Origin of the sequence: Casimicrobium huifangae, from assembly GCF_009746125.1 — a bacterium.
GTDB lineage: Bacteria > Pseudomonadota > Gammaproteobacteria > Burkholderiales > Casimicrobiaceae > Casimicrobium > Casimicrobium huifangae.
Window position 1 is genome coordinate 2,229,816 of the sequence record NZ_CP041352.1, and the last position, 24,976, is coordinate 2,254,791.

Genomic DNA, 24,976 nt, shown 5'->3' on the forward strand with positions numbered 1-24,976 from the left:
AAATGCTGAAAGACATAGTTTCTGAAGTATTGGGCAGCAAGGCGATTGCAATCGTCGCAGCGCTCGATGAAGTGACGGCAACGGTTGCGCCAGCCGACTGGGTGGAAGCGTGCCGCGCACTACGTGATCACCCGAAGACGCGCTTCGATACGCTGATCGACCTTTGTGGCGTCGACTACTCGGCTTATGGCGGCGAGGGGCGTGAATCGGGGAAGTACGCGACGGTCATTCATCTGCTGTCCGTGGTGCTTAACCAGCGTCTTCGTGTTCGTTGCGTTGCTGCAGACGATGCGTTTCCGGTGGTGCATTCACTGGTTGATGTGTGGCCGTCGGCCAACTGGTACGAGCGCGAGGCTTTCGATCTCTTCGGAATCGTCTACGAAGGTCATCCAGACCTGCGGCGCATCCTGACCGACTACGGCTTTGTTGGCCATCCATTCCGCAAGGACTTCCCGACTTCCGGCTATGTCGAGATGCGCTACGACCCGGAGCAGCGGCGCGTGCTCTATCAGCCTGTCACCATCGAGCCGCGTGAGAACACACCGCGCATCGTTCGTGACGATAGTTACGCGAACTGAGGCGTCACATCATGGCTGAAATTCGCAATTACACAATGAACTTCGGGCCGCAGCATCCTGCGGCACACGGCGTGTTGCGTTTGGTGCTCGAACTGGACGGCGAGACCATCCAGCGTGCTGATCCGCACATTGGTCTGCTGCATCGTGCCACTGAAAAACTGGCGGAGAGCAAGACCTTCATCCAGTCGCTGCCGTACATGGATCGTCTCGACTATGTGTCGATGATGTCCAACGAGCACGCCTATTGCCTGGCCATCGAAAAGCTTCTGCAGTTGCCGGTGCCGGAGCGCGCCCAGTACATCCGCGTCATGTTCGACGAAGTGACGCGCCTGCAGAATCACCTGCTGTGGCTCGGCTGCCACGCGCTCGACGTTGGCGCGATGACAGTGTTCCTGTATTGCTTCCGTGAACGCGAAGACCTGTTCGATGCGTACGAGGCGGTTTCTGGTGCCCGCATGCACGCGGCGTATTACCGTCCTGGTGGCGTCTACCGTGACTTGCCGGACCGGATGCCGCAATATCAGGCGTCGAAGATCCACAATGCAGCGGCCATCAAGCGGATGAACGAGAACCGTGAAGGCTCGTTCCTCGACTTTCTGGAGGATTTCACCAACCGCTTCCCGACCTACGTCGACGAGTACGAAACGCTACTCACTGACAATCGCATCTGGAAGCAGCGGACAGTCGGCATCGGTGTCGTAAGTCCGGAACGTGCGCTTGCGCTAGGCTTCACCGGCGCCATGGTGCGCGGCTCCGGTATCGCTTGGGATTTGCGCAAGAAGCAGCCGTATGAAGTCTACGACCGCATGGATTTCGACATTCCGGTTGGTGTCAATGGCGACTGCTACGACCGTTATCTTGTTCGCGTACAGGAGATGCGCGAGTCGAACAAGATCATCAAGCAGTGCATCGCCTGGCTGCGCGCGAATCCAGGGCCGGTCATTACCGACAACCATAAGGTGGCGCCACCGAATCGCGAGTCCATGAAGTCCAACATGGAAGAGCTGATTCACCACTTCAAGCTGTTCACCGAGGGTATGCATGTGCCACCGGGCGAAGCCTATGCGGCGGTAGAGCATCCGAAGGGTGAGTTTGGCGTGTACATCGTTTCCGATGGCGCCAACAAGCCGTATCGTCTCAAGTTGCGCGCACCAGGATTCGCTCATCTCGCAGCGCTCGACGAGATGTCGCGCGGCCACATGATTGCAGACGTGGTGGCAATCATCGGCACCCAGGACATCGTGTTCGGCGAGATTGACAGGTAAGGAAGATGGCACTTTCGCAGGACTCACTTCGCAAGATCGACCGGGAGCTGGCCAAGTTCCCCGCCGATCAGCGCCAATCGGCTGTCATGGCCGCGCTCCGCATTGCCCAGACCGAACAGGGCTGGCTGTCTTCGGAGGTGATGCAGGAAATCGCTGACTACATTGGCATGCCGGCGATTGCGGTGTACGAGGTCGCATCGTTCTACACGATGTACAACCTGAAACCGGTTGGCAAACACAAATTGACCGTCTGCACCAATCTGCCTTGCCAGTTGCAGGGGGCTACTGCCTGTGCGGAGCACGCCAGGAAGAAACTTGGCATCGAATTCGGGGAAACCACCGCCGATGGCCTGTTCACACTGAAGGAAGGTGAATGTTTCGGCGCCTGTGGCGATGCGCCCGTGTTCACCGTCAACAACCACGATGTTCGTGTCAAAGTGACAGCTGAGCGCTTCGACGCGCTCGTCGACGAATTGAAGAAGGCATAGGCGGAAGACATGCACTTCGGACCGCATATCAATCCGGCGTTGTTTGCCGATCTCCGGATCGAAGACGCCAATGACTGGCGCATCGGCCCCTACCAGTCGCGAGGGGGTTACGAGGCCCTGAAGAAGATCCTCGCCGAGAAGATCACGCCTGATCAGGTGATCGCCGAAGTCAAGAAGTCAGCCCTTCGCGGTCGCGGCGGCGCCGGCTTTCCGACGGGACTCAAGTGGAGCTTTATGCCGCGACAGTTCCCGGGGCAGAAGTACCTTGTCTGCAATTCGGATGAGGGCGAGCCCGGCACTTTCAAAGACCGCGACATCCTGCGCTACAACCCGCACATGGTGATTGAAGGGATGGCCATCGCCGCCTATGCGATGGGCATTTCAGTCGGCTACAACTACATTCACGGCGAAATCTTCCGTATTTACGAGCAATTTGAAGAGGCGCTTGACGAGGCGCGTGCGGCCGGATTCCTCGGCAACAATATTCTCGGTTCCGGTTTTGATTTCCAGTTGCACGCGTTCCACGGTTATGGCGCGTACATCTGCGGCGAAGAGACCGCGCTTCTGGAGTCGATCGAAGGCAAGAAAGGCCAGCCGCGCTTCAAGCCGCCATTTCCGGCGAGCTTTGGCCTGTATGGCAAGCCGACGACGATCAACAACACCGAGACATTTGCCGCAGTGCCATGGATCATGCGCAAGGGCGGCGAAGCCTTCCTGAACCTTGGCCTGCCCAACAATGGCGGCACCAAGCTGTTCTCGGTGTCCGGCGACGTTGAGCGCCCCGGCAACTTCGAAATTCCCCTGGGCACGCCGTTCTCGAAGCTGCTTGAGCTGGCCGGTGGCATTCGCGGCGGCAAGAAGATCAAGGCGGTGATTCCCGGCGGTTCATCGGCACCGGTCATTCCGGGCGACACGATGATGCAAACCAACATGGATTACGACTCGATCGCCAAGGCGGGTTCCATGCTCGGATCCGGCGCAGTGATCGTGATGGACGAGACGCGCTGCATGGTCAAGTCGCTGCTGCGACTCTCGTACTTTTACTACGAGGAATCCTGCGGTCAGTGCACTCCCTGTCGAGAAGGCACGGGCTGGATGTGGCGCATGGTCAATCGTATCGAGCACGGTGAAGGGCGAATGGAAGACCTTGACGCGCTGAACTCGGTTGCCGACAACATTCAGGGCCGCACTATTTGTGCACTCGGTGATGCGGCGGCGATGCCGGTGCGTGCCTTTATCAAGCACTACCGCGACGAATTCCAGTACCACATTGAAAACAAGCGGTGTCTTGTGCCCGCCTACCTCTGACCCAACGGCGAACGACAGGACATTGCAAGCCCGCTCATGTTGAACATCGAAATCGACGGCAAAGCGATACAGGTTTCGCCCGGCAGCACCGTGATGGATGCCGCGAATCAGGTCGGCGCTTACGTGCCGCACTTCTGCTATCACAAGAAGCTCTCCATCGCGGCCAATTGCCGCATGTGCCTGGTACAGGTGGAAAAGGCGCCGAAGCCCCTGCCAGCCTGTGCCACCCCGGTGACCGAAGGGATGAAAGTCTTTACCGCGTCCGAGCAGGCCAAGAAGGCACAGCAGGGCGTGATGGAATTCCTGCTCATCAACCATCCCCTGGATTGCCCGATCTGCGATCAGGGCGGCGAGTGTCAATTGCAGGATTTGTCGGTCGGTTACGGCAAGTCCGCTTCGCGCTACACCGAAGAGAAGCGGGTGGTCTTCCACAAGAATCTCGGCCCGCTGATCAGTGCCGAGGAGATGAGCCGCTGCATTCACTGCACGCGATGCGTCCGCTTTGGCCAGGAGATCGCCGGTGTCATGGAGCTCGGCATGGGCGGCCGCGGCGAGCACTCCGAAATTCTCTCGTTCGTTGGCAAGTCCATTGACTCCGAGCTATCGGGCAACATGATTGACGTTTGCCCGGTCGGCGCGTTGACGTCCAAGCCTTTCCGCTACAGTGCCCGCACTTGGGAACTGCAGCGTCGCAAGAGCGTCAGTCCGCACGATGGCCTGAATGCGAATCTGCAGGTGCAGATCAAGGGCGACCGCGTGATGCGCGTATTGCCGCGCGAGAACGAAGCGGTCAATGAGTGTTGGATCTCGGACCGCGATCGTTTCTCGTACGAAGGGTTGTACGCCGACGATCGCCTCACGTCGCCGATGATCAAACACGACGGCGTTTGGCAGCAGGCCAGCTGGCAGGACGCATTGAACGCCGCTGCTGGCGCCATCGGTCTCGGCGTCAAGAGTCACGGGGCGGCGAAGACTGCCTTCCTCCTTGGGCCACACACGACGCTGGAAGAGGCCTCCCTCGCCAAACGGCTGGCGACCCATCTGGGCGGCGCTACCATTGACCATCGCCTGCGGGTGACCGACTCCGCGCTCGATCAGGGCGGAGGCATTCCGTGGCTTGGCTTCAAGCTTGCCAATATTGCGGAAGTCGATCGTTTTCTGGTGATTGGCAGCAGTCTCCGTCAGGAGCAGCCGCTGCTGGCGCAACGTATCCGGCAGCGCGTCAAAAAAGGGGCGGCGCTGTCGATAGTCGGATCAATCGACGACGACCTGCTGTGCCCCGTGGCCGCAAAGGCGATCGTCAAGCCCTCGGGCTTGTGGGAAACCCTGTGCGGAGTGCTCTCAGCGCTGGCAAAGCGTGTCGGCAAAGAGACGCCGATCTCCGTCAGCAACATCAGCGCCAGTGAGGAAGCTATCGCAGCGTCACTGGCCAGTGGCAAGCGTGTGGCGGTGCTGATCGGCGACATGGCCTTGTCGCAGGCAGACGCCTCGCATCTCGAATCGCTAGCCTTCGCCATCGCCAACATGTGCGGTGGAAGCTACGGACGGCTCGCCTTGTCGGGCGGAGCCGGTGCCGCCTATGTCGCCGGAGCCTTCCCCACCAACGGTGCTGCGACTGCGCGCGAAGCCCTCGGCAGTGATCCGGCAAACACGTTTGTTCTCGTCGGCTGCGAGCCGGAGCGGGATAGCAGCCTCGGCGCCGAAGCGCTTGCGGCCCTGGGTAAGGCCGATAAAGTCGTGTGTCTGACATCATTTGCTTCAGATGCGATGAAACAGTATGCCGACGTGCTGTTGCCTATCGCTCCCTTTACAGAAACCTCGGGCACCTATGTGTCGAACGACGGCACCGTGCAGTCGTTTGCCGGGGTCGTGCGTCCGCTCGGCGAAACCCGTCCCGGCTGGAAAGTGCTGCGCGTACTCGGCGATTTGCTGGAAGCGGATTTCTCGTCGTTCAATAGCAGCGAAGATGTGCGTAATGCGGCGTTGACGGGCTTCAGCGATGCCAGCCTCGGCGCCCGCATCCGCACTCTGGCGATGCCCGATGCGGCAGCTCCTGTCGGTCTGGAGCGCGTGGCGGACGTGCCGATCTACCACTCGGACGCACTTGCGCGCCGCGGTCAGGCACTGGCGACGTCAAGCTATGGCAAGCAGCCGCGCATTCGCCTTTCCGGTGAAACTGCGTCGTCATTGTCATTGACCAACGGCGCACGCATCAAGGTAACGCAAGCAGGGCAAACGACCCAGGCAACTGTCGCTGTAGACAATCGCGTGCCCCCCGGCAGCGTGCGTATCCCGCTGGCTACCGAAGTGTCTGCGGCACTCGGCAATGCCTCTGCCACAGTGACGCTGGAGGCGGTATGAGCAATCCGGTCGAACTGGTTCTGGGCACCGATTTCCCGATGGTGAATTACGCCATCTGGACCTTGCTGAAGATCATCGTGATCGTGTTGCCAATCACGATCTGCGTTGCCTTCCTGACGCTCTGGGAACGCAAAGTGATCGGCTGGATGCAGGTTCGAATCGGTCCGAACCGCGTGGGCAAAGGCTGGCTCCAGCCGTTTGCCGACGTGCTGAAACTGATCTTCAAGGAGATCGTGGTCCCAAGCGGCGCCAACAAGACGCTGTTCTACATCGCCCCCTTGCTGTCGATCGGTCCGGCGCTCGCGGCGTGGGCTGTTATCCCGTTCGACCCGACGCTGATTCTTGCCAATGCCAATGCGGGCCTCCTGTATATCCTGGCGTTGACTTCCGTTGGTGTGTACGGCGTCATCCTCGCCGGTTGGGCGTCGAACTCAAAATACGCTTTCCTCGGCTGCCTGCGCTCCGCCGCACAGATCGTTTCCTACGAAATCGCGATGGGCTTCGCGCTGGTCGGTGTGCTGATGGCAGCCAACAGCCTTAATCTGGCGGATATCGTGAACGCGCAGCAGGGCGGCTTGCACCAGTGGTACTTCATCCCGCTGTTCCCGCTGTTCATCGTGTACTTCATATCCGGCGTCGCAGAAACCAACCGCCACCCGTTCGACGTAGCCGAGGGCGAGTCTGAAATCGTTGCCGGCTTTCACGTTGAATACTCGGGTGTGACGTTCGCGGTGTTCTTCCTCGCTGAGTACGCCAACATGATCCTGATCGCAGTGTTGACCAGTGTGCTGTTCCTCGGCGGCTGGCTGTCACCGTTCCCGATCACGAACGAGCTTTCGCTGTTCGGCATCAAACCGTTTGCCGATGGATTTTTCTGGCTGGCCGCGAAAGTTTTCGTGGTGCTGTTCTTCTTCCTGTGGATTCGCGCCTCATTCCCGCGCTATCGCTATGACCAGATCATGCGCCTCGGCTGGAAGATCTTTATCCCCGTCACGCTCGCCTTCATCGTGTTCCTCGCGATCATCATGCAGACGCCGTGGGGCGTTGCGTTTCACTAGGAGGTAATGAAGATGGTTGCCTCGATCAAGCATTATTTTTCAACCTTCCTGCTGTGGGAACTGCTGAAAGGCCTGTCGTTGACCGGCCGCTATCTGTTTGCGCGCAAGATCACAGTTCAGTTTCCGGAAGAAAAAACGCCACAAAGCCCGCGCTTCCGTGGCCTGCACGCGCTGCGCCGCTACGAGAATGGCGAAGAGCGTTGCATTGCCTGCAAGCTCTGCGAGGCGGTTTGCCCGGCGATGGCAATCACCATCGAGTCAGCCGTTCGCGATGATGGCAGCCGTCGCACGACCCGCTACGACATTGATCTGACCAAGTGCATCTTCTGCGGCTTCTGCGAGGAGAGTTGTCCCGTGGATTCGATCGTAGAAACGCGCATTCTCGAATACCACGGCGAAAAGCGTGGCGATCTCTACTACACCAAAGAGATGCTGCTCGCGGTCGGTGACCGCTACGAAAAACAAATTGCAGCCGACCGGGCTGCAGATGCGAGGTTCCGCTAGGCCGCCTGCGGCTGTCTGAGCGAAAAAGCCCATGCCTGAACTGTCCACCATCGTCTTCTACGTGTTCTCCGCGATTCTGCTGTTGGCAGCGTCGCGCGTGATTAGCGTCAAGAACCCCGTCCACGCCGCACTGTTCCTGGTGCTCGCGTTCTTCTCTGCGTCCGCGCTCTGGATGCTGCTCAAGGCTGAGTTCCTCGCCATCGCGCTGGTCCTGGTCTACGTCGGCGCCGTGATGGTGCTATTCCTGTTCGTGGTGATGATGCTTGACATCAACTTCGAGGAGCTGCGCAAGCAGTTCCGCAGCTATCTGCCAGTCGGCCTGCTGGTTGGCGCGGCCGTGCTGGTCGAGATGGTGCTGGTCCTCGGCCTGTCGTTCGGCAAGAAATCCGGTGTGACCGGCGCGCCAAATGCAGTGACGGTTGATGGCAGCAATGCCAAGGCGCTGGGTGTCGAGCTGTTTACCAAGTACATCTATGCGGTCGAAATCGCCGGCGTGTTGCTGCTGGTGGCAATTGTGGCGGCCATCGCACTAACGCTTCGTGACCGCCGCGAGTCGCGTTACCAGAATCCTGGCGAACAGGTGCTGGTGCGCCGCAACGATCGCCTGCGCGTGCTCAAGATTGCGAGCGAGAAGCCGACTGCCGCTGAAACACCGGTGGCCGCAGCCGCGCCCGCTACCGAGGTGAAGAAATAATGTTGCCCGCCCCCACCCTCAACTCCTACCTGATCGTGGCAGCCGCGCTGTTCACTATCAGCGTGATCGGCATCTTCATCAACCGCCGCAACGTCATCATCCTGCTCATGGCCATCGAGCTGATGCTGCTTGCCGTCAACCTCAACTTCATCGCGTTTTCGAGCTACCTCGGCGACCTGAGTGGTCAAGTCTTCGTGTTCTTCATCCTGACGGTGGCGGCAGCCGAGTCGGCGATCGGTCTTGCGATCCTCGTCGTCCTGTTCCGCAATGTCGGTTCTGTGGACGTCGATCAAATCGGCAAGCTGAAGGGATAAGAGCAGATGAAACTCTCCTATCTCATCGTTCCATTCGCACCGCTGATTGGCGCAATCCTCGCCGGCCTCTGGGGCAGGCAGATCGGTCGCAAGGGCGCCCATACCGTCACCATTCTTGGTGTACTGATTTCGTTCATCGCGTCGTGCGTCGTGTTCGCGGACGTGCTTGCCGGCAATACCTTCAACGGCCCGCTGTATACGTGGATGGTGTCAGGTGGCGTCAAGTTCGAGGTTGGCTTCCTGATCGACACGTTGACTGTCACCATGATGCTGGTGGTGACCTCGGTATCGCTGATGGTGCACATCTACACCATCGGCTACATGGAAGAAGACCCGGGCTATCAGCGCTTCTTCAGCTACATCTCGCTGTTCACGTTCTCGATGCTGATGCTCGTGATGAGCAACAACTTCCTGCAACTGTTCTTCGGCTGGGAGGCGGTGGGTCTCGTCTCATACCTGCTGATCGGCTTCTGGTACACGCGGCCGACAGCGATCTTCGCGAACATGAAGGCTTTCCTGGTCAACCGCGTTGGCGATCTGGGATTCCTGCTTGGCATTGGCCTTGTGCTCGCCTATACCGGCAGCCTCGACTACGCCACAGTATTCAAGAATGCGCCGTCGCTGGCGAATATTTCGGTGAACCTCGGTCCCGTTGGTATCCCGTCGTGGGCGACTGCGACCTGCATCCTGCTGTTCATCGGTGCCATGGGCAAGTCAGCCCAGGTGCCGCTGCACGTGTGGTTGCCCGACTCGATGGAAGGCCCGACTCCGATCTCGGCGCTGATCCACGCCGCGACCATGGTGACTGCCGGCATCTTCATGGTGTCACGCATGTCGCCGCTGTTTGAGATGTCGACAACGGCGCTGTCCTTCGTGCTGATCATCGGTGCCACGACTGCATTGTTCATGGGCTTCCTGGGCATCATCCAGTACGACATCAAGCGCGTCGTGGCCTATTCGACGCTGTCGCAGCTCGGTTACATGACTGTGGCGCTCGGTGTCTCGGCTTACAGTGCCGCGATGTTCCATCTGGTGACGCATGCCTTCTTCAAGGCGTTGCTGTTCCTCGCGGCAGGTTCGGTAATCATCGGCATGCACCACAATCAGGATATCCGCTACATGGGCGGTATCCGCAAGTACATGAAGATCACCTGGCTCACCTCGCTGGTGGGGTCGCTGGCGCTGATCGGCTTTCCGCTGCTGTCAGGCTTCTATTCGAAGGACACGATTATTGAGGCCGTGCACGAGAGCAAGATTTTCGGTCATGGCTACGCGAATTTTGCGGTGCTGTGCGGTGTCTTCGTGACGGCGTTCTACTCGTTCCGCATGTACTTCCTCGTTTTCCACGGCAAGGAGCGCTACGACGAGGCACCGCACGATGACCACCATCATCATGACGACCACGGCCATGGGCACGACGCCAAGCCGCATGAGTCACCGTGGGTGGTTACGTTGCCACTGGTGTTGCTGGCGATCCCGTCGGTCATTCTTGGCTACTTCGGCATCGACAAAATTGTCTATGGCGACTGGTTCAAGGGCGCCATCGCACCGATCGCGCAGGGCCACGACACGCTGGGGCCGCTGAAGGCGGAGTTCCACGGCGCAATGAGCATGGCGATTCACGGCCTGACTTCACTGCCATTCATCCTGGCCATGGCCGGTGTCGCCCTCGCGTACTACCTGTATGTGGTCAACCCGGCGCTGCCAGCCCGGTTGCGCAAGCAATTCAGCGGCATCGTGACGGTGCTCGAAGAGAAGTACTACTTCGACCGCTTCAACGAATTCTTCTTCGCCGGCGGTGCCCGCAAGCTCGGCGAGGGGCTGTTCCGCTTCGGTGATCGTGCCGTGATTGATGGCGCGCTGGTCAACGGCTCGGCCAAAGGCATCGGGCTGATCGCCGGGTTGATGCGTCACCTGCAAACAGGTTTCATCTATCACTACGCATTCGTCATGGTCGCAGGCGTGCTCGCCTTCCTGACCTGGCTGCTGCTTCGATAAGCACAGAGCGGAACAAGAAGACTCGATATGCTGCTCTCACTCTCCATCTGGATTCCGATCATTGGCGGGCTTGCCGTCCTGACCACGGGGCGGGACAAGAATGCCAATCTGACGCGCTGGCTGGCACTTGTCGCTGCCGTGGCCGGGTTCCTGGTCACCATTCCGCTCTACACCGGCTTCGATCCCTCCACCGCCGCGCTGCAGTTCGTCGAGAATGTGCCGTGGATTGATCGCTACAAGATTCGCTACTACCTCGGTGTCGATGGCATCTCGATGTGGTTCGTGCTGCTCAACAGCTTCACGACGATTCTGGTCGTGATCGCTGGCTGGGTGGTGATCGAGAAGCAGCCGGCGCAATACTTCGCAGCATTCCTGATCATGTCGGGCCTGATCAACGGCTCCTTCGCCGCTGCCGACGCCGTGCTGTTCTACGTTTTCTTCGAAGCGATGCTGATCCCGATGTACCTGATCATCGGCATCTGGGGCGGCCCCAATCGCCTGTACGCAGCGATCAAGTTCTTCCTGTACACGCTGCTCGGCTCGCTATTGATGCTGGTGGCGCTGCTCTACCTGTACAACGTCACCGGCGGCAGCTTCACCATTGCTGACTTCCACAAAGTACCGCTGGCCAAGACACCGCAAATCCTGCTGTTCATCGCCTTCTTCATGGCCTTCGCCGTAAAGGTGCCGATGTGGCCGGTGCACACTTGGTTGCCCGATGCCCACGTTGAGGCGCCCACCGGCGGTTCGGTGGTGCTCGCGGCCATCACGCTCAAGCTCGGTGCCTACGGCTTTCTGCGCTTCATCCTGCCGATCGTGCCGGATGCCTCGCACATGCTGGCACCGTTCGTGGTCACCATCTCACTGATCGCAATCGTCTACATCGGCTTCGTGGCTTTGGTGCAGACTGACATGAAGAAGCTGGTCGCCTATTCGTCGATCTCGCACATGGGCTTCGTCACGCTCGGCTTCTTCCTCTTCGTGGGCGGGCAGGGCAGTGCGCTCGGCATCGAGGGCGGCCTGATGCAAATGATCTCGCACGGCTTCGTCTCCGCCGCGATGTTCCTCTGTATCGGCGTGATGTACGACCGCCTGCATAGCCGCAACATTGCGGACTATGGCGGCGTGGTCAATGTGATGCCAAAGTTCGCCGCGTTGTTGATGCTGTTCGGCATGGCCAACGCCGGCTTGCCGGGTACCTCCGGTTTCATCGGCGAATTCACGGTTACGCTGGCTGCCGTGAAGCAGGGCATGTTCTGGACCGCGGCCTGCGCCGGTCTCGCGCTGATCCTCGGCGCTGCCTACACGCTGTGGATGTACAAGCGCGTGATGTTCGGCGAGATTGGCAACGATCACGTCAAGAACGACATGCCAGATCTATCGCGTCGCGAGTTCTGGATGCTGGTGCTGGTCGCCGCGTGCGTGCTCGGCATGGGGCTCTATCCGGCGCCATTCACCGAAGTCATGCACAAGAGTGTGGAAGAGCTGATCACCCATGTCGCGCGCAGCAAGCTCTAACCGGACGAGACCACAACAATGAAAGACATCCTTCTCGTTCTCCCTGAAATCGTCCTGCTGAGTCTGACCAGCCTGCTGCTGGTAGTGGACCTGTTCGTCGGTCGCACCCAGAAACATTTCACCTTTGCCTGCGGTATCGGCGCGCTACTGTGGACGGCGCTGTTCGTTGGCGCGCAGTTCACGCCGATTGGCAGCTTGCCGAGTGAGACGGCATTTGCCGGCCTGTTCGTCGCCGATGGCGCCGCCACAGCGCTCAAGCTGGCGATCCTGCTCTCGGCAGCGGTTGCATTGGCTTACTCGTGGACCTACCTCAAGAAGCACGGTCTGGACAACGGCGAATTCATCGCGCTGGTGCTGCTTGGCACGCTCGGCATGATGGTGATCGCCAGCGCAGCAAGCATGCTGACCGCCTACCTGGGCCTTGAGCTGCTGAGCCTGTCGATGTACGCACTGGTCGCGCTCAAGCGCGATGACCGTATCGCGACTGAAGCGGCGATGAAGTATTTCGTGCTCGGTGCGCTGGCGTCGGGTCTGCTGCTATTCGGCATGTCGATCATTTACGGCGCCACCGGCTCGATCAGCCTGGGCGGCATCTCGGCCGCACTGGGCAAGGCGAACCCGACGGCGGTGGCCTTTGGTCTGATCTTCATCGCGGCTGGCGTCTCGTTCAAACTGGGTGTGGTGCCTTTCCACATGTGGGTACCGGACGTTTACAACGGTGCGCCAACAGCTGTCACGCTGTTCCTCGGCACCGCGCCGAAAGTCGCAGCGTTCGCGCTGGCGTACCGTTTGTTCGGCAGTGGCCTTACACCAGCGGCGGGCGACTGGTCAGTGATCCTCGCCGTGATTGCTACCTTGTCGGTGGTCCTTGGCAACCTGATCGCTATCGTGCAGACCAACATCAAGCGCATGCTGGCTTACTCCGCCGTCGCCAACATGGGCTTCCTGTTGCTCGGCTTCGTCGGAGGTGGTAAGGAGGGCTACGCTGCGGCGCTTTTCTACGCCGTTGCCTACGCGATTACCGGCCTCGTCTCGTTCGGCATCCTCGTGCTGCTCTCTGGCCGTGGCGTCGAGTTCGACAATATTGACGACCTCAAGGGCCTCAACACCCGCTCGCCGTGGTTCGCGTTCCTGATGTTGCTGGCAATGTTCTCGCTGGCGGGCATTCCGCCAACCATCGGCTTCTGGGCCAAGCTGTCGGTGATTGAGTCGGTCGTCGGCGCCGGGTACACCTGGATCGCCGTGATCGCCGTGCTGGCCTCGCTGGTTGGCGCGTTCTACTACCTGCGCGTCGTTCGCGTGATGTATTTCGCTGAACCCACCGAGGGTGCGCTCGCCTTGCCGAACCGCAGCGAGACGGTGTTGATCTCGGCCAATGCGCTGGCGATTCTGGTGCTCGGCGCGCTGCCCAGCACCATCATGGCGGTCTGCCTGAAGGCACTGCAGACTGGCTGACCTGAATCGACCGCAGCCAGCGCTGCGGCCTGTTCGCCAAGTCATCAGCTTTTTGTCGAAACGGCCATTCCGCATGGGCTTGGCCCACAGAAACACGCTTTATCGACTTTCGCCGATTTTGCGCTGATAGCCCAATGCCGATGCGGCTTTGATTGAAAAGCCGTGTCCCTTTGTCCATGCTTGGTGGCAATTCACTTCGGGCGTTGCCGGCGTGAAGTTTCGTTCCTGGGCGCAGCACTCTCCAAGGCGAACTGGCCCAAATCTGACGCCCCTACGCCGTCAGTTCAAGCGCCGCCGCCGCAATCGGGATAATGTCCCGCATGCCGCGCTCCGACACCCGTTTCCCCCCGATTGACGCTTTGCGTGCCTTCGAGGCCGCCACACGACTCGGCTCGTTCGAGCAGGTCGCCGCCGAGCTGGCAATCACCGCCAGCGCCGTCAGCAAACGCATTACCGCGCTGGAACACCTGCTGGGGGTGGCGCTGCTCGACCGCGCCGGGCGGCGCCTGGTGCTCACCGCCGCCGGCAAGGAGTACGCCGAGCAGGTGCGTGCCGCGCTGAACCAGCTCGCCGCGGTCGGCCTGCATCAGCGCACAGCGCAATCGCGGCAGCGATTGCGCGTGCTGTCCACGCCTACCTTCGCGCGCGAGGTGCTGGTGCCCCGCCTCGGCGCGTTCACTGATCGTCACCCGGACGCCGAAATCGAGGTGGTGGTCGCCATCCCATACCTTGATCTCACGCCGCCGGAGGCCGACGTCACGGTCAGTTTCGGTCCGCGCCATTCCACCAATGACGGCGCCCGTTCGATGGCCACGCCGCTGCTGTTTGAGCCCGCGTTTGCTGTCGCAGCTCCGGCACTTGCCAAGCGCCTGCGTCTCAAGCAGCCGGTTGACCTGTTGCGCCGTTCGCCCACCGTGCCGTTGCTGCGGTGCCCGCTGGAGCCGTGGTCACCCTGGTTTCGCGCTGCCGGGCTGGACGCCGCCGAGCCCACCACCGGGTTGAAGCTGGTTGATCTGGGGCTGGCGCTGGAAGCCGCTGCCAGCGGGCAGGGCGTCGCCCTCGCGCGGCGCAGCCTTGTCAGCCACTGGCTGGCGCGTGGTGAGCTGGTGGATCTGTTCGCCCTGCGTTCGCTGTCACGTGACGGCTACAGCTTGAGCGTGCAGCAGGCCAGCCCGCTGGCGCTAGATTTTGCGCAGTGGCTGCAGCGCGAGTGCGCGGCGCTTGAAGCTGCCTCCGCCAATACATGAAAACTTTTCCGGCGAAATTTTCACCAATTGCCGGCGCACACGCTACGATCCTGTGCAGCCAATAACCGCAGCGCAATGCTGCGGACGAACCGACAGCCCGAGGAGGAACTCATGCCCGTCATCACCAATATCGAAGACCTGCGCGTCTTGGCCCAGAAGCGCGTGCCGCGCATGTTCTACGACTACGCCGATTCCGGCTCGTGGACGGAGAGTACCTACCGTGGGAACGAGGCAGATTTCCAGACCATCAAGTTCCGTCAGCGCGTTGCGGTCAACATGGAGAACCGCACCACACAAACGACCATGGTGGGGCAGGTCGCGAAGATGCCTGTGGCCATCGCACCGGTGGGTTTGACAGGCATGCAGCACGCTGATGGTGAAATTCTCGCGGCCAAGGCGGCCGAAAAGTTTGGCATCCCGTTCACGCTGTCGACCATGAGCATCTGCTCCATCGAAGACATCGCAGCGAACACTACAGCGCCGTTCTGGTTTCAGCTCTACATGATGCGTGACCGCGACGCCATGGTGCGCATGATCGAACGCGCCAGGGCTGCCAAGTGCAGCGCGCTCGTGCTCACGCTTGACCTGCAGGTTATCGGCCAGCGTCACAAGGATCTGAAGAACGGTCTCACAGCACCGCCGCGCCCGACCGTCGCCAACATCGTCAATCTGATGACCAAGCCACGCTGGTGCCTCGGCATGCTCGGCACCAGGCGGCACACCTTCGGCAACCTCGTCGGCCACGTCAAGGAAGTGAGCGACATGAAGTCACTCTCGTCCTGGACCAATGAACAGTTCGACCCACGCGTATCTTGGCCAGACGTCAAATGGGTCAAAGAGCAGTGGGGCGGCAAACTGATCCTCAAAGGTATTCAGGACGTTGAGGACGCAAAGCTCGCGGTTGAAAGCGGCGCCGACGCCATCGTGGTGTCCAACCACGGCGGCCGCCAGCTCGACGGCGCAGAAACCTCCATCCGCGCGTTGCCCGCCATCGTTGCCGCTGTAGGCGACAAGATCGAGGTGCACATGGACGGCGGCGTCCGCTCCGGCCAGGATGTGCTCAGGGCCTGGGCGTTAGGTGCAAAGGGTGTGTGGATCGGTCGTGCGATGGCTTATGGCTTGGGCGCGATGGGCGAAGCAGGAGTCACCAAAGCGCTACAGATCATCCACAAAGAGCTGGACGTGAGCATGGCGTTTTGCGGCCACACCAACATCCAGAACGTCGACAAGCAGATTCTTTTGCCGGGGACGTTTCCGACGTAATATAGCGTTCATGTTCACGCGCGCAAACAACGGCAGACGAGAATGAGTGTTCGTAGCATGGCCGAGCGTGTGTTCGGCACCTTCAGTGTCGTTAGGCGTTTGCCGGCTCCTTTTGAGACGACGAGGATTGTTGCCAGCGGAAAAGTAGGCGGCCTCAAGTTCATCTTCAAGCGTTCCAGTGCTTGGGACGCTGAGCTGTTGAGAATCGCGCAACTACTTGTCCATCGTAGTGATGTGGTTTGGGACGTCGGCGCGAATGTTGGGCTATTTTCCTTAGCGGCCGCGTCGCTTGTAGGTGAAAGCGGCTCTGTCTTAGCAATAGAGGCCGACTTCGATGCCGTCTCACTGCTGCACAAAAGCCGCGTGTTGCTTTCAGGGGATCAGCAACTAAGAATTCTGCCCGCCGCCGTCGCCGACAAATTGGGTGTAGTTGAATTTGCGATCTCAAATCGGGCTCGCGCGTCTAATTCGATCGCAGGGTTTGGTTCAACCCAAACTGGCGGAGTGTCAGAGACGCGACTCGTTCCAAGCTTTGCCTTGGACGATCTTTTGCAAGTATTTCCGAAACCGAATGTCCTAAAAATCGACGTTGAAGGTGCTGAGTTACTTGTTCTGAATGGATCGACTCGCTTGCTTTCTGAAGTTCGACCAGCAATCTACTGTGAAGTGTCGTGTTCGACGGCAGAGAAAGTCACTGATCTTCTGACATCGGCCGGCTACAGACTCTGGGATGGAGCGACATTCTCTTCATCAAGCGACGATCCGATATCGAAAGCCACTTTCAATACGGTGGCCCTTCCCGTCGAATACAGTTAGCCCGTGAATCGCCAGCGTGGCCAAGGCTATACCGCCACCGGCACCACCCCACCCAGCTTCTCTGTAATCTCCCGCGCGGTATGCGCAACCAGCGGGCCGAGCTTGAGGATGCGCTCGTCGGTCAGGCGGGCGATGGGGCCGGCGAGCGAGATGGCGCCGAGCGGTTCGGCGAATTCGTCGTAGATCGGCGCCGCCACGCAGCGCAGCCCCATGGCGTTTTCCTCGTCGTCGTAGCTGTAGCCGCGAGCGCGGATGGCGGCGAACTGCTGGCGCAGTTTGTCGGGGTCGGTGATGGTTTTTGACGTCAGCTGTACCAGGTTGGAATTGCGCAGCACGATCGCCAGCTCGTCTTCGGGCAACGCCGCCAGCATCGCCTTGCCCGATCCGCTCGCGTGCGCGGGGATACGCGAGCCCAGGCGCACCAGCATGCGCATGACCTCGTGGCATTGCACCTGGCCGATGAAGCAGGCGTAGGTGCCGTCGAGAATCGAGAGGTTGGCGGTCTCGCCCGAGGCCTCCATCAGCTTGCGCAGATAAGGGTGGCTTTCGCCAACGAAGTCGCGGGTGGAGACGAATGCGCAGCCAACGCGATAGGTCTTGAGGCCGACGTACCAAAGGCCGGATTCCTTGGCCTGATAAACAAAGCCCATGTCGGCCAGCGTGTTGAGCAGGCGGTGCGCAGTAGAGGGCGGTAGGCTGACGCGGCTGGAAATCTCGGTAAGCGTGATACCGCCTTCGGTTTCGGCCAGCTTTTCCAGCAGTGTCAGACCGCGCGTCAGGCTTTGCACGCCGCCGCTGGCGGATGCCGCGCCGGCACCGCGTGCACGGCGGCCGGCCGGAGCGGCCGTGTCGGCATGGAAGGGGGTGCGGGACGGCATGGCGGTTCCTTGGTCAGAGCTGCGCTCGAAAATTCGAGTCTAACGAATCCCGTTCGAGCGTGAAAACAAGTTTCGCAGGCCGGAACTGCGTCTGCGCGCCGGCAGCGACGGCGACCGCCGGACGCCGTGCAAGGTCAGCAACACGCTAAAGACGCAGAGAAAACGCCAGAAAGATCGACTTTCGGCCAAATCACCGCCTGAGCCCAACGCCATCAAGGCCTTCAGCGAAAAGCCATTGACCGGTCACGGCGCCATCACCGCGTCGTAAAACGACCGGATCGCGCTGCGTTCGTCAGCGAGTTCGGTCAGCGGCACTGCGGCGCGTTCGGCGCCCTGCAGTCGGATGGCGTGCTGCCGCGAGCGCAGCGTGCGGTAGGCGTTGGCGGCGGCCAGCCCGGCCTCGGCGGTGACCAGGCCGAGTTCTCCGGCGCGAATCGCCAGCGCAATATTGCCGTGGTCGGCGCGCATGGTGGGCTGCACGGCGCCATAGCGCAGCACCAGCGCCTGCACGGCAAACTCCATGTCGACCAGACCACCGTTGTCGTGCTTCAGGTCGAACAGTTCGCTGGCCTTGCGGTTGGGATGGCCTTCCGCGACCCGGGCGCGCATTTCGATTACGTCGGCGCGCAGCTTCGGCCAGTCGCGCGGCCGGGCGATGATCTCGTTGCGGATACGTTCAAACTCGGCGCCCGTTGCTGCATCGCCGGCGGCGAAGCGGGCGCGGGTCAGCGCCTGATGCTCCCAGGTCCAGGCTTTGTCGCGCTGATACTCGGCAAAGGCGCTGACGGTGGACAACAGCAGGCCAGCGGCGCCATCCGGCCGCAACCGGACATCGATATCGTAGGCGCGCCCCGCAGCGGTCATCGTCGTCAGCCAGCTCTGCAGCCGTTGCGCGACACGGGTGAGCTGGTCGCGATGTTCGACGGCGTCGTCCGGCATCAAAAAGATCAGGTCGAGGTCGCTGGCATAGCCGAGCTCCTTGCCGCCCCAGCGGCCATAGGCAATGACGGCGAGACGTGCCGAGTCGGGCAGTTTTGCCGCGCGCAGCAGGTGTGCAAGCGTGACTTCCACCACCGCGTCTGCAAGCGCTGACAGATGATCAGAGAGGATTTCCAGGGGCAGCAGACCGGCAATGTCCTTCAGCAGCAGGCGGAAGGTTTCGTTCTGCTGGAAGTGCCGGATGTCGTCGATCGCGCGCTCAGCGTCGTCGCCGGCCGCATTGAAGCGCGCTGCCAGATCGCGGCGCCACGCCTGATAGTCGATCGCTGTGGCCAGCGTGCGGCCGTCCATCAGTTCGTCAAGCAGCAACGGGTGGCGGGTAACGTAGCGCAGCGCCCAGTCACTGGCTGCGGCGAGGTCAATCACCCGGTCCAGCACCTGCGGCCGTTCAATCATCAGCGCCAGATAACTTGACCGCGAGGCCACCGCCAGCAGCAGATCGAGCGTGCGTTTGCAGGCTGCGTCGGGGAGCGGCGTGCGGGCGGCGTAGGTGAAGGTCGCCTGTACCAGGCGCCGAAAGCGCTCACCGCTGGCCGCCGGCAGGGCGCGCACGCGGGTGCCGTCAAGCGTGGTGCTGATGTAGGCGGCAGTGCCTTCGGCATCGGCATAGCCAGCCGTAGCAAGCGTTGCAGCATCCACCCCCGCTCCGGTGGGCGGCGCTGAGGCTGGAGCAGCGGTGCTGGCGGCGATACGCGCAGCGGTGTCGTCACTGACACCGAATGCGCCAGTCAGGGTGCCATCGAAGAAGGCGGCGACGTCGCTGCGGGTGCGTTCGAGCTGGGCATCGAGCGCCGCCGCGCTGCCAAAGCCGAGGGCGAGGGCCAGTTCGTTACGCTCGGCAGCGTCGCGCGGCAACATCTGCGTCTGCTGATCGTCGCGGTATTGCAGCACATGCTCAATGCGACGCAGCAGGGCGTAGTGCTGCGCCAGCGTCTCAGCCTGCGTTGCGGTGATGTTGCCTGCGCGTGCCAGCGCGTTTAGTGCCGGCACCGTCGGTTTGGCGCGCAATGCGGGGTCACGTCCGCCACGAACCAGCTGCCGGAGCTGGGCGCCGAACTCCAGTTCGCGGATGCCGCCGCGGCCCAGCTTGATGTTGTTGGCGTCATTCTTTTCGGCGCGCAACTGCGCGTGCAACTCGCGCATGCCGGCCACCGCATCGAAGTCGAGATAGCGGCGAAACACGAAGGGCGTGGTCAACGCAGCCAGCGCCGGTCCGAGCGTGCCGCATGCCACCCGTGCCTTCAGCCACGCCAGCCGCTCCCACATGCGGCCTTGAGCAACGAAATACTGCTCCAGAAAATCGAGCGAGGGCACCATTGGACCGGCGTCGCCATAGGGCCGCAAGCGGGTATCGACGCGGAATACGAACTCGCCGTCGATCTCCTGATTGAGCGATCGGGTGACGCGCCGCGCCAGCAGGTTGAGCGAATCCATCGCGTCGGCGTCCGGTTCATCACAAATGAACACGATATCGATATCGGACGAGGCATTCAGCTCCTGTGCTCCCAGCTTTCCCATCGCAACGGTAGAGAAGCCGCAGGGTGGCTGCACGCTGCCAAAGATGGTCTGGCTATGCGCCGCGGTGGCGCCGGTCAGCGCGAGATCAGCAAAATCGGATAAATCAGTGACCAGTTCATCAAGAGGCGCCGCTTTGACCAGATCCCGCAGCACGGTACGCAGCATCAATTCACGGCGCATGCGGCGCAGAATGTCGTCTATGGTGCTTGCGTCGGTTGTTGCCAGTTCGCGACGCCACGCCGGCAGCGGCGGGCGCTCGTCAATGCTGGCCACGACACGCTCGTACAGGCTCGCGTCACGTCGCGCCACGCGTTGCGCGAACCGGCTGTAGTTGAACGCAATCGCGCTCGGCTGAGTCTGATCCATGACGGCAAATTAACGTCGATACAATGCCTTGAGTATGCAGGAGAAAGCCGGTTCTGCCGCTGACAGTGGCGCCCCCCGTGCGGAGCCGGAGCACCCGTCGCCGAAGTGCGTGCCGTTGTGGCGTCGCTGGACCGGTCACGGCATCCGGCTGACCTTCTGGTCGGTGCTGGCGCTGACGCTGCTGTTTGCCGGCGCCGTGGCGGTAACCCGCTTCTGGCTGGTGCCGAATGCCGACAGCTTCCGCCCCCGGGTCGTCGAGGAGCTGACCCGCCTGTCCGGGCAGCGCGTCGTCATTGGCGGCTTTCAGGCCGGCTGGAACGGCTGGTCGCCCGAACTGAAGATGACGCGGCTGCAGATGCTCGATGCCCGCGGCCGTACCTTGCTGCAACTGCCCGAGGTGGACACCACGATCTCGTGGCGCTCGCTGTTTTTCTTCGAGCCGCGCCTGAGCGCGCTCACGGTGCGGGCGCCGCGAGTTATTGTGCGTCGCACCGCCGAGAACGCGCTGACGGTGGCCGGTATCGACCTTGATCTCTCGGCGCAGACTGAAGGCGATAGCGGCCTGATCGAATGGCTGCTCAAGCAGCGGCTGGTGCAAATCGCTGGCGGCGAGGTCGAGTGGCAGGATGAGTGGCGCAAGCTGCCGCCACTGCGTCTTCGCAATGTGAACATCCGCCTGCAGAATGACGGTCGCAGGCATAGCGTCGGCATGACCGCAGTCCCGCCGACCGAGCTCGCTGCGCCGCTAGACCTGCGCTGTGAGTTCACCGGGACCGACCTGCGCAAAGTCAGTGATTGGGATGGCCTGGCCTATTTGCGTGCCGACTACGCCAATATCGGAACGCTCAGTCGCTACTTCCCGCTGCCGGTGCAGATTTCGCGCGGCGAGGGCGGCATGCAGGTGTGGTTCGAATTTGATGACGGCAAGCCGGTCGCCGTGACCACCGACATGGTGGTTCGCAACGCGAGGCTGCAATTGCCGTCAACGGCTTCCGGTGCGTTCAGCGCGGAAAGCGCGCCGGCGGCACCCGGCAGTGCCTTGGCGGGGGCGACCACCGCAGCGCCGCCGAATGCCGCGATGGCGCCGGAGCCGATTGATTTGCACACCCTGAGCGGTCGTCTGTCGTGGCGTGAAAAGCGTATCAGCGGCAGCGATCCGGCCAGCGCAGTCACCCAGCAGCGATGGTCGGTACGTGATCTCGTGGCGGTGACTACCAGCGGCCTGCATGCGCCATCGAGCAACGGCGAAGTGCTGGTTGACTATCGTGGCGGACAAGTCACCGGTGGCGCATTGCGGGCTCCAGCCATTGATGTTGGCGCCGCGACACCGTTGCTGAAAACCTTGCCACTGCCGGCAGATGTCGTCACGCGCTGGTTGTCATTGCAGCCGACAGGACATCTGCGCAATATCGACCTGCGTTGGCGCGACGACGGCGAGCAGTCGAGACTGGGCCGTTTTCACGCAGAGGGAGCCATTGATCTTGACGGCCTCAGCTGGCGCGCGCAAGGCAGCCTGCCGGGCGTTTCCGGCCTGAGTGCTCGGTTTACCGGTTCAACGCGCGAGGGCGAGGTTCGTCTTGCGGTGGGAGAAGCGGCGCCGACAGAGGGCAAACGCAACCCATTGGCCTTGCCGACGACGGCCAAAGCCGCGAAAGCGACTGACGCGAAGCAACCGCTCGCGCTCGACTTCGGCTCTACCTTCAGCGCCCCGCTGTCGTTCGATGCGTTTCGCGGCAAGCTGGCATGGAAGCGGTCCGTTGCTGCCGATGGCAGCGTCAACCTCCACGTGGATGCGTCGGACATGGAGGTTGGCAACGCTGACGCGCTCGCGAAGTTTGCTGGCAGCTGGGACAACGACAAACTGGGGCCGGGGGTATCAAACATCAGCGGAACGCTGGTTCGGGCCGATGCCACTTCCGTCCATCGCTATCTGCCCACCAGCGTCAGCGCCCATACGCGCGAATGGCTGCGACAGGCCATCGTCAAGGGCGACGCGAAGGACGCCAGGTTCATCGTCAAAGGCGCCTTGTGGCACTTTCCGTTTCACAACGACCAGCATGGTGTATTCGAGATCGACGCCCAGGTCGCAGGCGGCATCCTTGACTACGCCGATCGCTGGCCACGTGCCGAATCGATCAACACCCGCCTGCTGTTTCGCGGCAGCAGCCTGCATGCGCAGGTGGCTGGCGCCGTGATTGCGGGCGTGCCCGTCGCAGCCACCGAAGTCAAAATTACCGACATGAGCGGATCGCCCGCCGTGCTGGACATCAAGGGCGGCGCCGCTGGTCCCATGGACGCCTTCCTGCACTGGGTGGTGGCCAGCCCGGTCAATGGCTGGCTGGATGGCTTTCTGGCCAACGCCAAGGCGACCGGCAATGCGCGGCTTAGCCTGAGCATGAGCATGCCGCTCGACGACACCGAGAAAACGCAGCTCAACGGTGAACTCACTCTGGCGGGCAATCGTATTGACCTTGGTGGCGACATCCCGGTCCTTGACGGGGTCAACGGACGGTTGCGTTTCACCCAGGCGGAGGTGCGTGCCACTGATGTCGCCGCCGAGGCGCTTGGCGGACCGTTGCGGTTGTCGATCGGTACCGAGGCGGGACGCGTGAAGGCACACGCCAGTGGAACCGCCATGCTGGAACGTGTACGCGAGCGTTACGCCTATCCGCTCGTCGAACAACTTGCAGGCAGCGTGCAGTGGCAGCTTGACTTCACTCAACCTTCGAAGCCACTGGCCAACGCGCAGGCTGCAACGGCTGCCGCCGACGGTGGACTGCAGCTCACGGCAACCACGCTGCAGCCGCGCTGGCCGCTCGACAGCATCATGCAGGTGGGTACGACACCCCGGGACGTAACGGTGCCGATCAAGGCGGCCCTGGTGCGCACATCGCTTGAGCGCGGACGAGATCGCGTCACGGTAGACATCCCCGGACAATTGCATTCAATCCTCGAACGGTCGGCGCCGTCGGCCTCGGGTCTGCGTACGGTTGAACGGGCAACGCTGGACCTTGGCACCCAGCGCACTGCCTTGCCGGCCCGGGGCTACGCACTGCGCGGTGACCTTGCGCGCATTGACGCCGACGTGGCGATGGCATTGCTGACGACGGCATCGGCGACCGGAGGCAAGGCCGTTGGTGGCCTGACCAGCGAAAGCAGCAGCGCCGACTTTGTCAACATCAACCTTCGCGCCAGTGAGGCTGTGCTTTACGGCCATCGTTTCAACGACGTCTCGTTGCGGGCACAGCCATCAGGCCAGCGATGGCGGCTGGCGCTGCGCAGCAAGGAGGCGACCGGCGCGATCGCGCTCGACACTCATGCCGACACCGGTGCAGTGGATGCTGTGTCCATCCGGCTGCAGCGCCTGTCGTTCCCGGCGGCGGTGACACCCGCGCCCGGCAGCCCGCTGGCGCCGGCGACGGCCAACGCAGCTGCGCAGGGCTCAACCCGGTGGCCGAAACTCGAATTGGTTGCCGATGCTTTCGTCAGCGAAGGGCGTGACCTCGGCAAACTGGAAGTAAAGGCACAGCCAGCGCGTGATGAATGGCAGATCGAACAGGTCAAACTGTCGAGCAGCGATGGCAGTATCGAGGCGAAAGGGCGATGGCGTCCGGCAGCTCCAACCGCTGCCGTGCCGACCGCAGTCGGCGATACCGAAGTGGATGTTGCGCTGCGCTGGAACGATGCCGGCAAGTTCATGAACCGTTTCGGCCTGCCGAAGGGCGTCGAGCGCGGGTCCGGCACCTTGTCGGGCACGCTGCATTGGGCTGGGAGCCCGTCGCAGTTCAACTACGCCCGACTGGGTGGCAAATTCACGCTGGAGACTGCCGGTGGGCGATTCACCGAGATGGAGCCTGGCATCGCGAAGTTGCTGGGCGTGTTGTCGCTGCAATCACTGCCACGCCGACTAACCTTTAACTTTGATGACCTGTTCGGCAAGGGGTTTGCGTTCGACGAAGTGAAGGCCGAGGTTGCCATCGCCGATGGCGTTGCACGCACGGATGGCTTTGCGATCAACGGCCCGTCCGCTCGCGTGCAGATTCGCGGCAGTGCCGATATCAACCGCGAAACGCAGGACTTGCAGGTGCGCGTCTATCCCAGCCTGTCGACGGCGACGGCCATTGGTATCGGGCTGGTGACGGCAAACCCCGCCATCGGCGCAGCGGCGCTGCTGGGCCAGAAGCTGGCTCGCGACCCGATCGAGCGCATGCTGATGCAGGAGTTCGAAGTGAAGGGAACGTGGACCAATCCCGACGTCAAGCAGACGCGGGCTATCGCCAGTGGCACCACGCCATCGACCGCGACGCAGTGATTGCCGGCGTCGGAGTGATTGCAGAAATGACGCGAG

18 protein-coding genes are annotated in these 24,976 nt (G+C 61.6%); 16 read left to right on the top strand and 2 right to left on the bottom strand.

Going from position 1 to position 24,976, the window contains the following annotated elements; translation table 11 throughout:
• Nucleotides 1-2 precede the first annotated feature (2 nt).
• From FKL89_RS10210 to FKL89_RS10280, 15 genes are all read left to right on the top strand, one after another.
• Nucleotides 3-578, top strand: a complete 576-nt coding sequence (locus tag FKL89_RS10210) for an NADH-quinone oxidoreductase subunit C (protein WP_156862655.1) — start codon at nt 3-5, stop codon at nt 576-578.
• 11 nt (nt 579-589) lie between these two features.
• Nucleotides 590-1,843, top strand: coding sequence for an NADH-quinone oxidoreductase subunit D (locus FKL89_RS10215; protein WP_156862656.1), 1,254 nt, complete (start codon nt 590-592; stop codon nt 1,841-1,843).
• Nucleotides 1,844-1,848: 5 nt separating this feature from the next.
• Nucleotides 1,849-2,331: an NADH-quinone oxidoreductase subunit NuoE gene (nuoE, locus tag FKL89_RS10220; RefSeq protein ID WP_156862657.1), complete on the top strand. Its 483-nt coding sequence runs from the start codon at nt 1,849-1,851 to the stop codon at nt 2,329-2,331.
• 9 nt (nt 2,332-2,340) lie between these two features.
• Nucleotides 2,341-3,639 carry an NADH-quinone oxidoreductase subunit NuoF gene (gene nuoF / locus FKL89_RS10225; RefSeq protein WP_156862658.1) on the top strand — a complete coding sequence of 433 codons (1,299 nt, stop codon included), beginning with the start codon at nt 2,341-2,343 and terminating at the stop codon, nt 3,637-3,639.
• Nucleotides 3,640-3,675: 36 nt separating this feature from the next.
• On the top strand, nt 3,676-6,000 hold the full coding sequence (gene nuoG, locus FKL89_RS10230; RefSeq protein ID WP_156862659.1) for an NADH-quinone oxidoreductase subunit NuoG: 2,325 nt from the start codon (nt 3,676-3,678) through the stop codon (nt 5,998-6,000).
• The gene (gene nuoH, locus FKL89_RS10235; RefSeq protein ID WP_156862660.1) at nt 5,997-7,058 is read left to right on the top strand and encodes an NADH-quinone oxidoreductase subunit NuoH; all 1,062 of its coding nucleotides are present in this window, start codon (nt 5,997-5,999) and stop codon (nt 7,056-7,058) included. Before nuoG ends, nuoH begins: the two co-directional genes overlap by 4 nt.
• 6 nt (nt 7,059-7,064) lie before the next feature.
• Complete coding sequence (nuoI, locus tag FKL89_RS10240) at nt 7,065-7,562, top strand: NADH-quinone oxidoreductase subunit NuoI (RefSeq protein WP_156862661.1); 498 nt, start codon at nt 7,065-7,067, stop codon at nt 7,560-7,562.
• Between the two features lie 31 nt (nt 7,563-7,593).
• Nucleotides 7,594-8,256, top strand: coding sequence for an NADH-quinone oxidoreductase subunit J (locus tag FKL89_RS10245; protein ID WP_156862662.1), 663 nt, complete (start codon nt 7,594-7,596; stop codon nt 8,254-8,256).
• Nucleotides 8,256-8,570: an NADH-quinone oxidoreductase subunit NuoK gene (gene nuoK, locus FKL89_RS10250; protein ID WP_156862663.1), complete on the top strand. Its 315-nt coding sequence runs from the start codon at nt 8,256-8,258 to the stop codon at nt 8,568-8,570. Before FKL89_RS10245 ends, nuoK begins: the two co-directional genes overlap by 1 nt.
• A 6-nt stretch (nt 8,571-8,576) precedes the next feature.
• On the top strand, nt 8,577-10,568 hold the full coding sequence (gene nuoL, locus FKL89_RS10255; protein WP_156862664.1) for an NADH-quinone oxidoreductase subunit L: 1,992 nt from the start codon (nt 8,577-8,579) through the stop codon (nt 10,566-10,568).
• 27 nt (nt 10,569-10,595) lie between these two features.
• Nucleotides 10,596-12,086, top strand: coding sequence for an NADH-quinone oxidoreductase subunit M (locus FKL89_RS10260; RefSeq protein ID WP_156862665.1), 1,491 nt, complete (start codon nt 10,596-10,598; stop codon nt 12,084-12,086).
• Between the two features lie 18 nt (nt 12,087-12,104).
• Nucleotides 12,105-13,541: an NADH-quinone oxidoreductase subunit NuoN gene (gene nuoN / locus FKL89_RS10265; RefSeq protein ID WP_156862666.1), complete on the top strand. Its 1,437-nt coding sequence runs from the start codon at nt 12,105-12,107 to the stop codon at nt 13,539-13,541.
• 320 nt (nt 13,542-13,861) lie between these two features.
• Nucleotides 13,862-14,788, top strand: a complete 927-nt coding sequence (locus FKL89_RS10270) for a LysR substrate-binding domain-containing protein (protein WP_156864652.1) — start codon at nt 13,862-13,864, stop codon at nt 14,786-14,788.
• 111 nt (nt 14,789-14,899) lie between these two features.
• Complete coding sequence (locus tag FKL89_RS10275; RefSeq protein ID WP_156862667.1) at nt 14,900-16,051, top strand: alpha-hydroxy acid oxidase; 1,152 nt, start codon at nt 14,900-14,902, stop codon at nt 16,049-16,051.
• A 57-nt stretch (nt 16,052-16,108) separates the two neighbouring features.
• Entirely contained in the window at nt 16,109-16,867 is a 759-nt protein-coding gene (locus FKL89_RS10280) for an FkbM family methyltransferase (protein WP_162527483.1), read from the top strand.
• Nucleotides 16,868-16,893: 26 nt separating this feature from the next.
• Here FKL89_RS10280 and FKL89_RS10285 read toward each other — a convergent pair whose 3' ends face one another.
• On the bottom strand, nt 16,894-17,745 hold the full coding sequence (locus FKL89_RS10285; protein ID WP_156862669.1) for an IclR family transcriptional regulator domain-containing protein: 852 nt from the start codon (nt 17,743-17,745) through the stop codon (nt 16,894-16,896).
• Nucleotides 17,746-17,988: 243 nt separating this feature from the next.
• Nucleotides 17,989-20,628, bottom strand: coding sequence for a bifunctional [glutamate--ammonia ligase]-adenylyl-L-tyrosine phosphorylase/[glutamate--ammonia-ligase] adenylyltransferase (gene glnE / locus FKL89_RS10290; protein WP_156862670.1), 2,640 nt, complete (start codon nt 20,626-20,628; stop codon nt 17,989-17,991).
• A 34-nt stretch (nt 20,629-20,662) separates the two neighbouring features.
• Here glnE and FKL89_RS10295 point away from each other — a divergent pair, with 34 nt between their 5' ends.
• Nucleotides 20,663-24,940 carry a YhdP family phospholipid transporter gene (locus FKL89_RS10295; RefSeq protein ID WP_156862671.1) on the top strand — a complete coding sequence of 1,426 codons (4,278 nt, stop codon included), beginning with the start codon at nt 20,663-20,665 and terminating at the stop codon, nt 24,938-24,940.
• Nucleotides 24,941-24,976: the final 36 nt, after the last annotated feature.

Coding starts and splice junctions, on each gene's coding strand:
- FKL89_RS10210 (WP_156862655.1), top strand. CDS start 3: ATGCTGAAAGACATAGTTTCTGAAGTATTGGGCAGCAAGGCGATTGCA.
- FKL89_RS10215 (WP_156862656.1), top strand. CDS start 590: ATGGCTGAAATTCGCAATTACACAATGAACTTCGGGCCGCAGCATCCT.
- nuoE (WP_156862657.1), top strand. CDS start 1,849: ATGGCACTTTCGCAGGACTCACTTCGCAAGATCGACCGGGAGCTGGCC.
- nuoF (WP_156862658.1), top strand. CDS start 2,341: ATGCACTTCGGACCGCATATCAATCCGGCGTTGTTTGCCGATCTCCGG.
- nuoG (WP_156862659.1), top strand. CDS start 3,676: ATGTTGAACATCGAAATCGACGGCAAAGCGATACAGGTTTCGCCCGGC.
- nuoH (WP_156862660.1), top strand. CDS start 5,997: ATGAGCAATCCGGTCGAACTGGTTCTGGGCACCGATTTCCCGATGGTG.
- nuoI (WP_156862661.1), top strand. CDS start 7,065: ATGAAGATGGTTGCCTCGATCAAGCATTATTTTTCAACCTTCCTGCTG.
- FKL89_RS10245 (WP_156862662.1), top strand. CDS start 7,594: ATGCCTGAACTGTCCACCATCGTCTTCTACGTGTTCTCCGCGATTCTG.
- nuoK (WP_156862663.1), top strand. CDS start 8,256: ATGTTGCCCGCCCCCACCCTCAACTCCTACCTGATCGTGGCAGCCGCG.
- nuoL (WP_156862664.1), top strand. CDS start 8,577: ATGAAACTCTCCTATCTCATCGTTCCATTCGCACCGCTGATTGGCGCA.
- FKL89_RS10260 (WP_156862665.1), top strand. CDS start 10,596: ATGCTGCTCTCACTCTCCATCTGGATTCCGATCATTGGCGGGCTTGCC.
- nuoN (WP_156862666.1), top strand. CDS start 12,105: ATGAAAGACATCCTTCTCGTTCTCCCTGAAATCGTCCTGCTGAGTCTG.
- FKL89_RS10270 (WP_156864652.1), top strand. CDS start 13,862: ATGCCGCGCTCCGACACCCGTTTCCCCCCGATTGACGCTTTGCGTGCC.
- FKL89_RS10275 (WP_156862667.1), top strand. CDS start 14,900: ATGCCCGTCATCACCAATATCGAAGACCTGCGCGTCTTGGCCCAGAAG.
- FKL89_RS10280 (WP_162527483.1), top strand. CDS start 16,109: ATGGCCGAGCGTGTGTTCGGCACCTTCAGTGTCGTTAGGCGTTTGCCG.
- FKL89_RS10285 (WP_156862669.1), bottom strand. CDS start 17,745: ATGCCGTCCCGCACCCCCTTCCATGCCGACACGGCCGCTCCGGCCGGC.
- glnE (WP_156862670.1), bottom strand. CDS start 20,628: ATGGATCAGACTCAGCCGAGCGCGATTGCGTTCAACTACAGCCGGTTC.
- FKL89_RS10295 (WP_156862671.1), top strand. CDS start 20,663: ATGCAGGAGAAAGCCGGTTCTGCCGCTGACAGTGGCGCCCCCCGTGCG.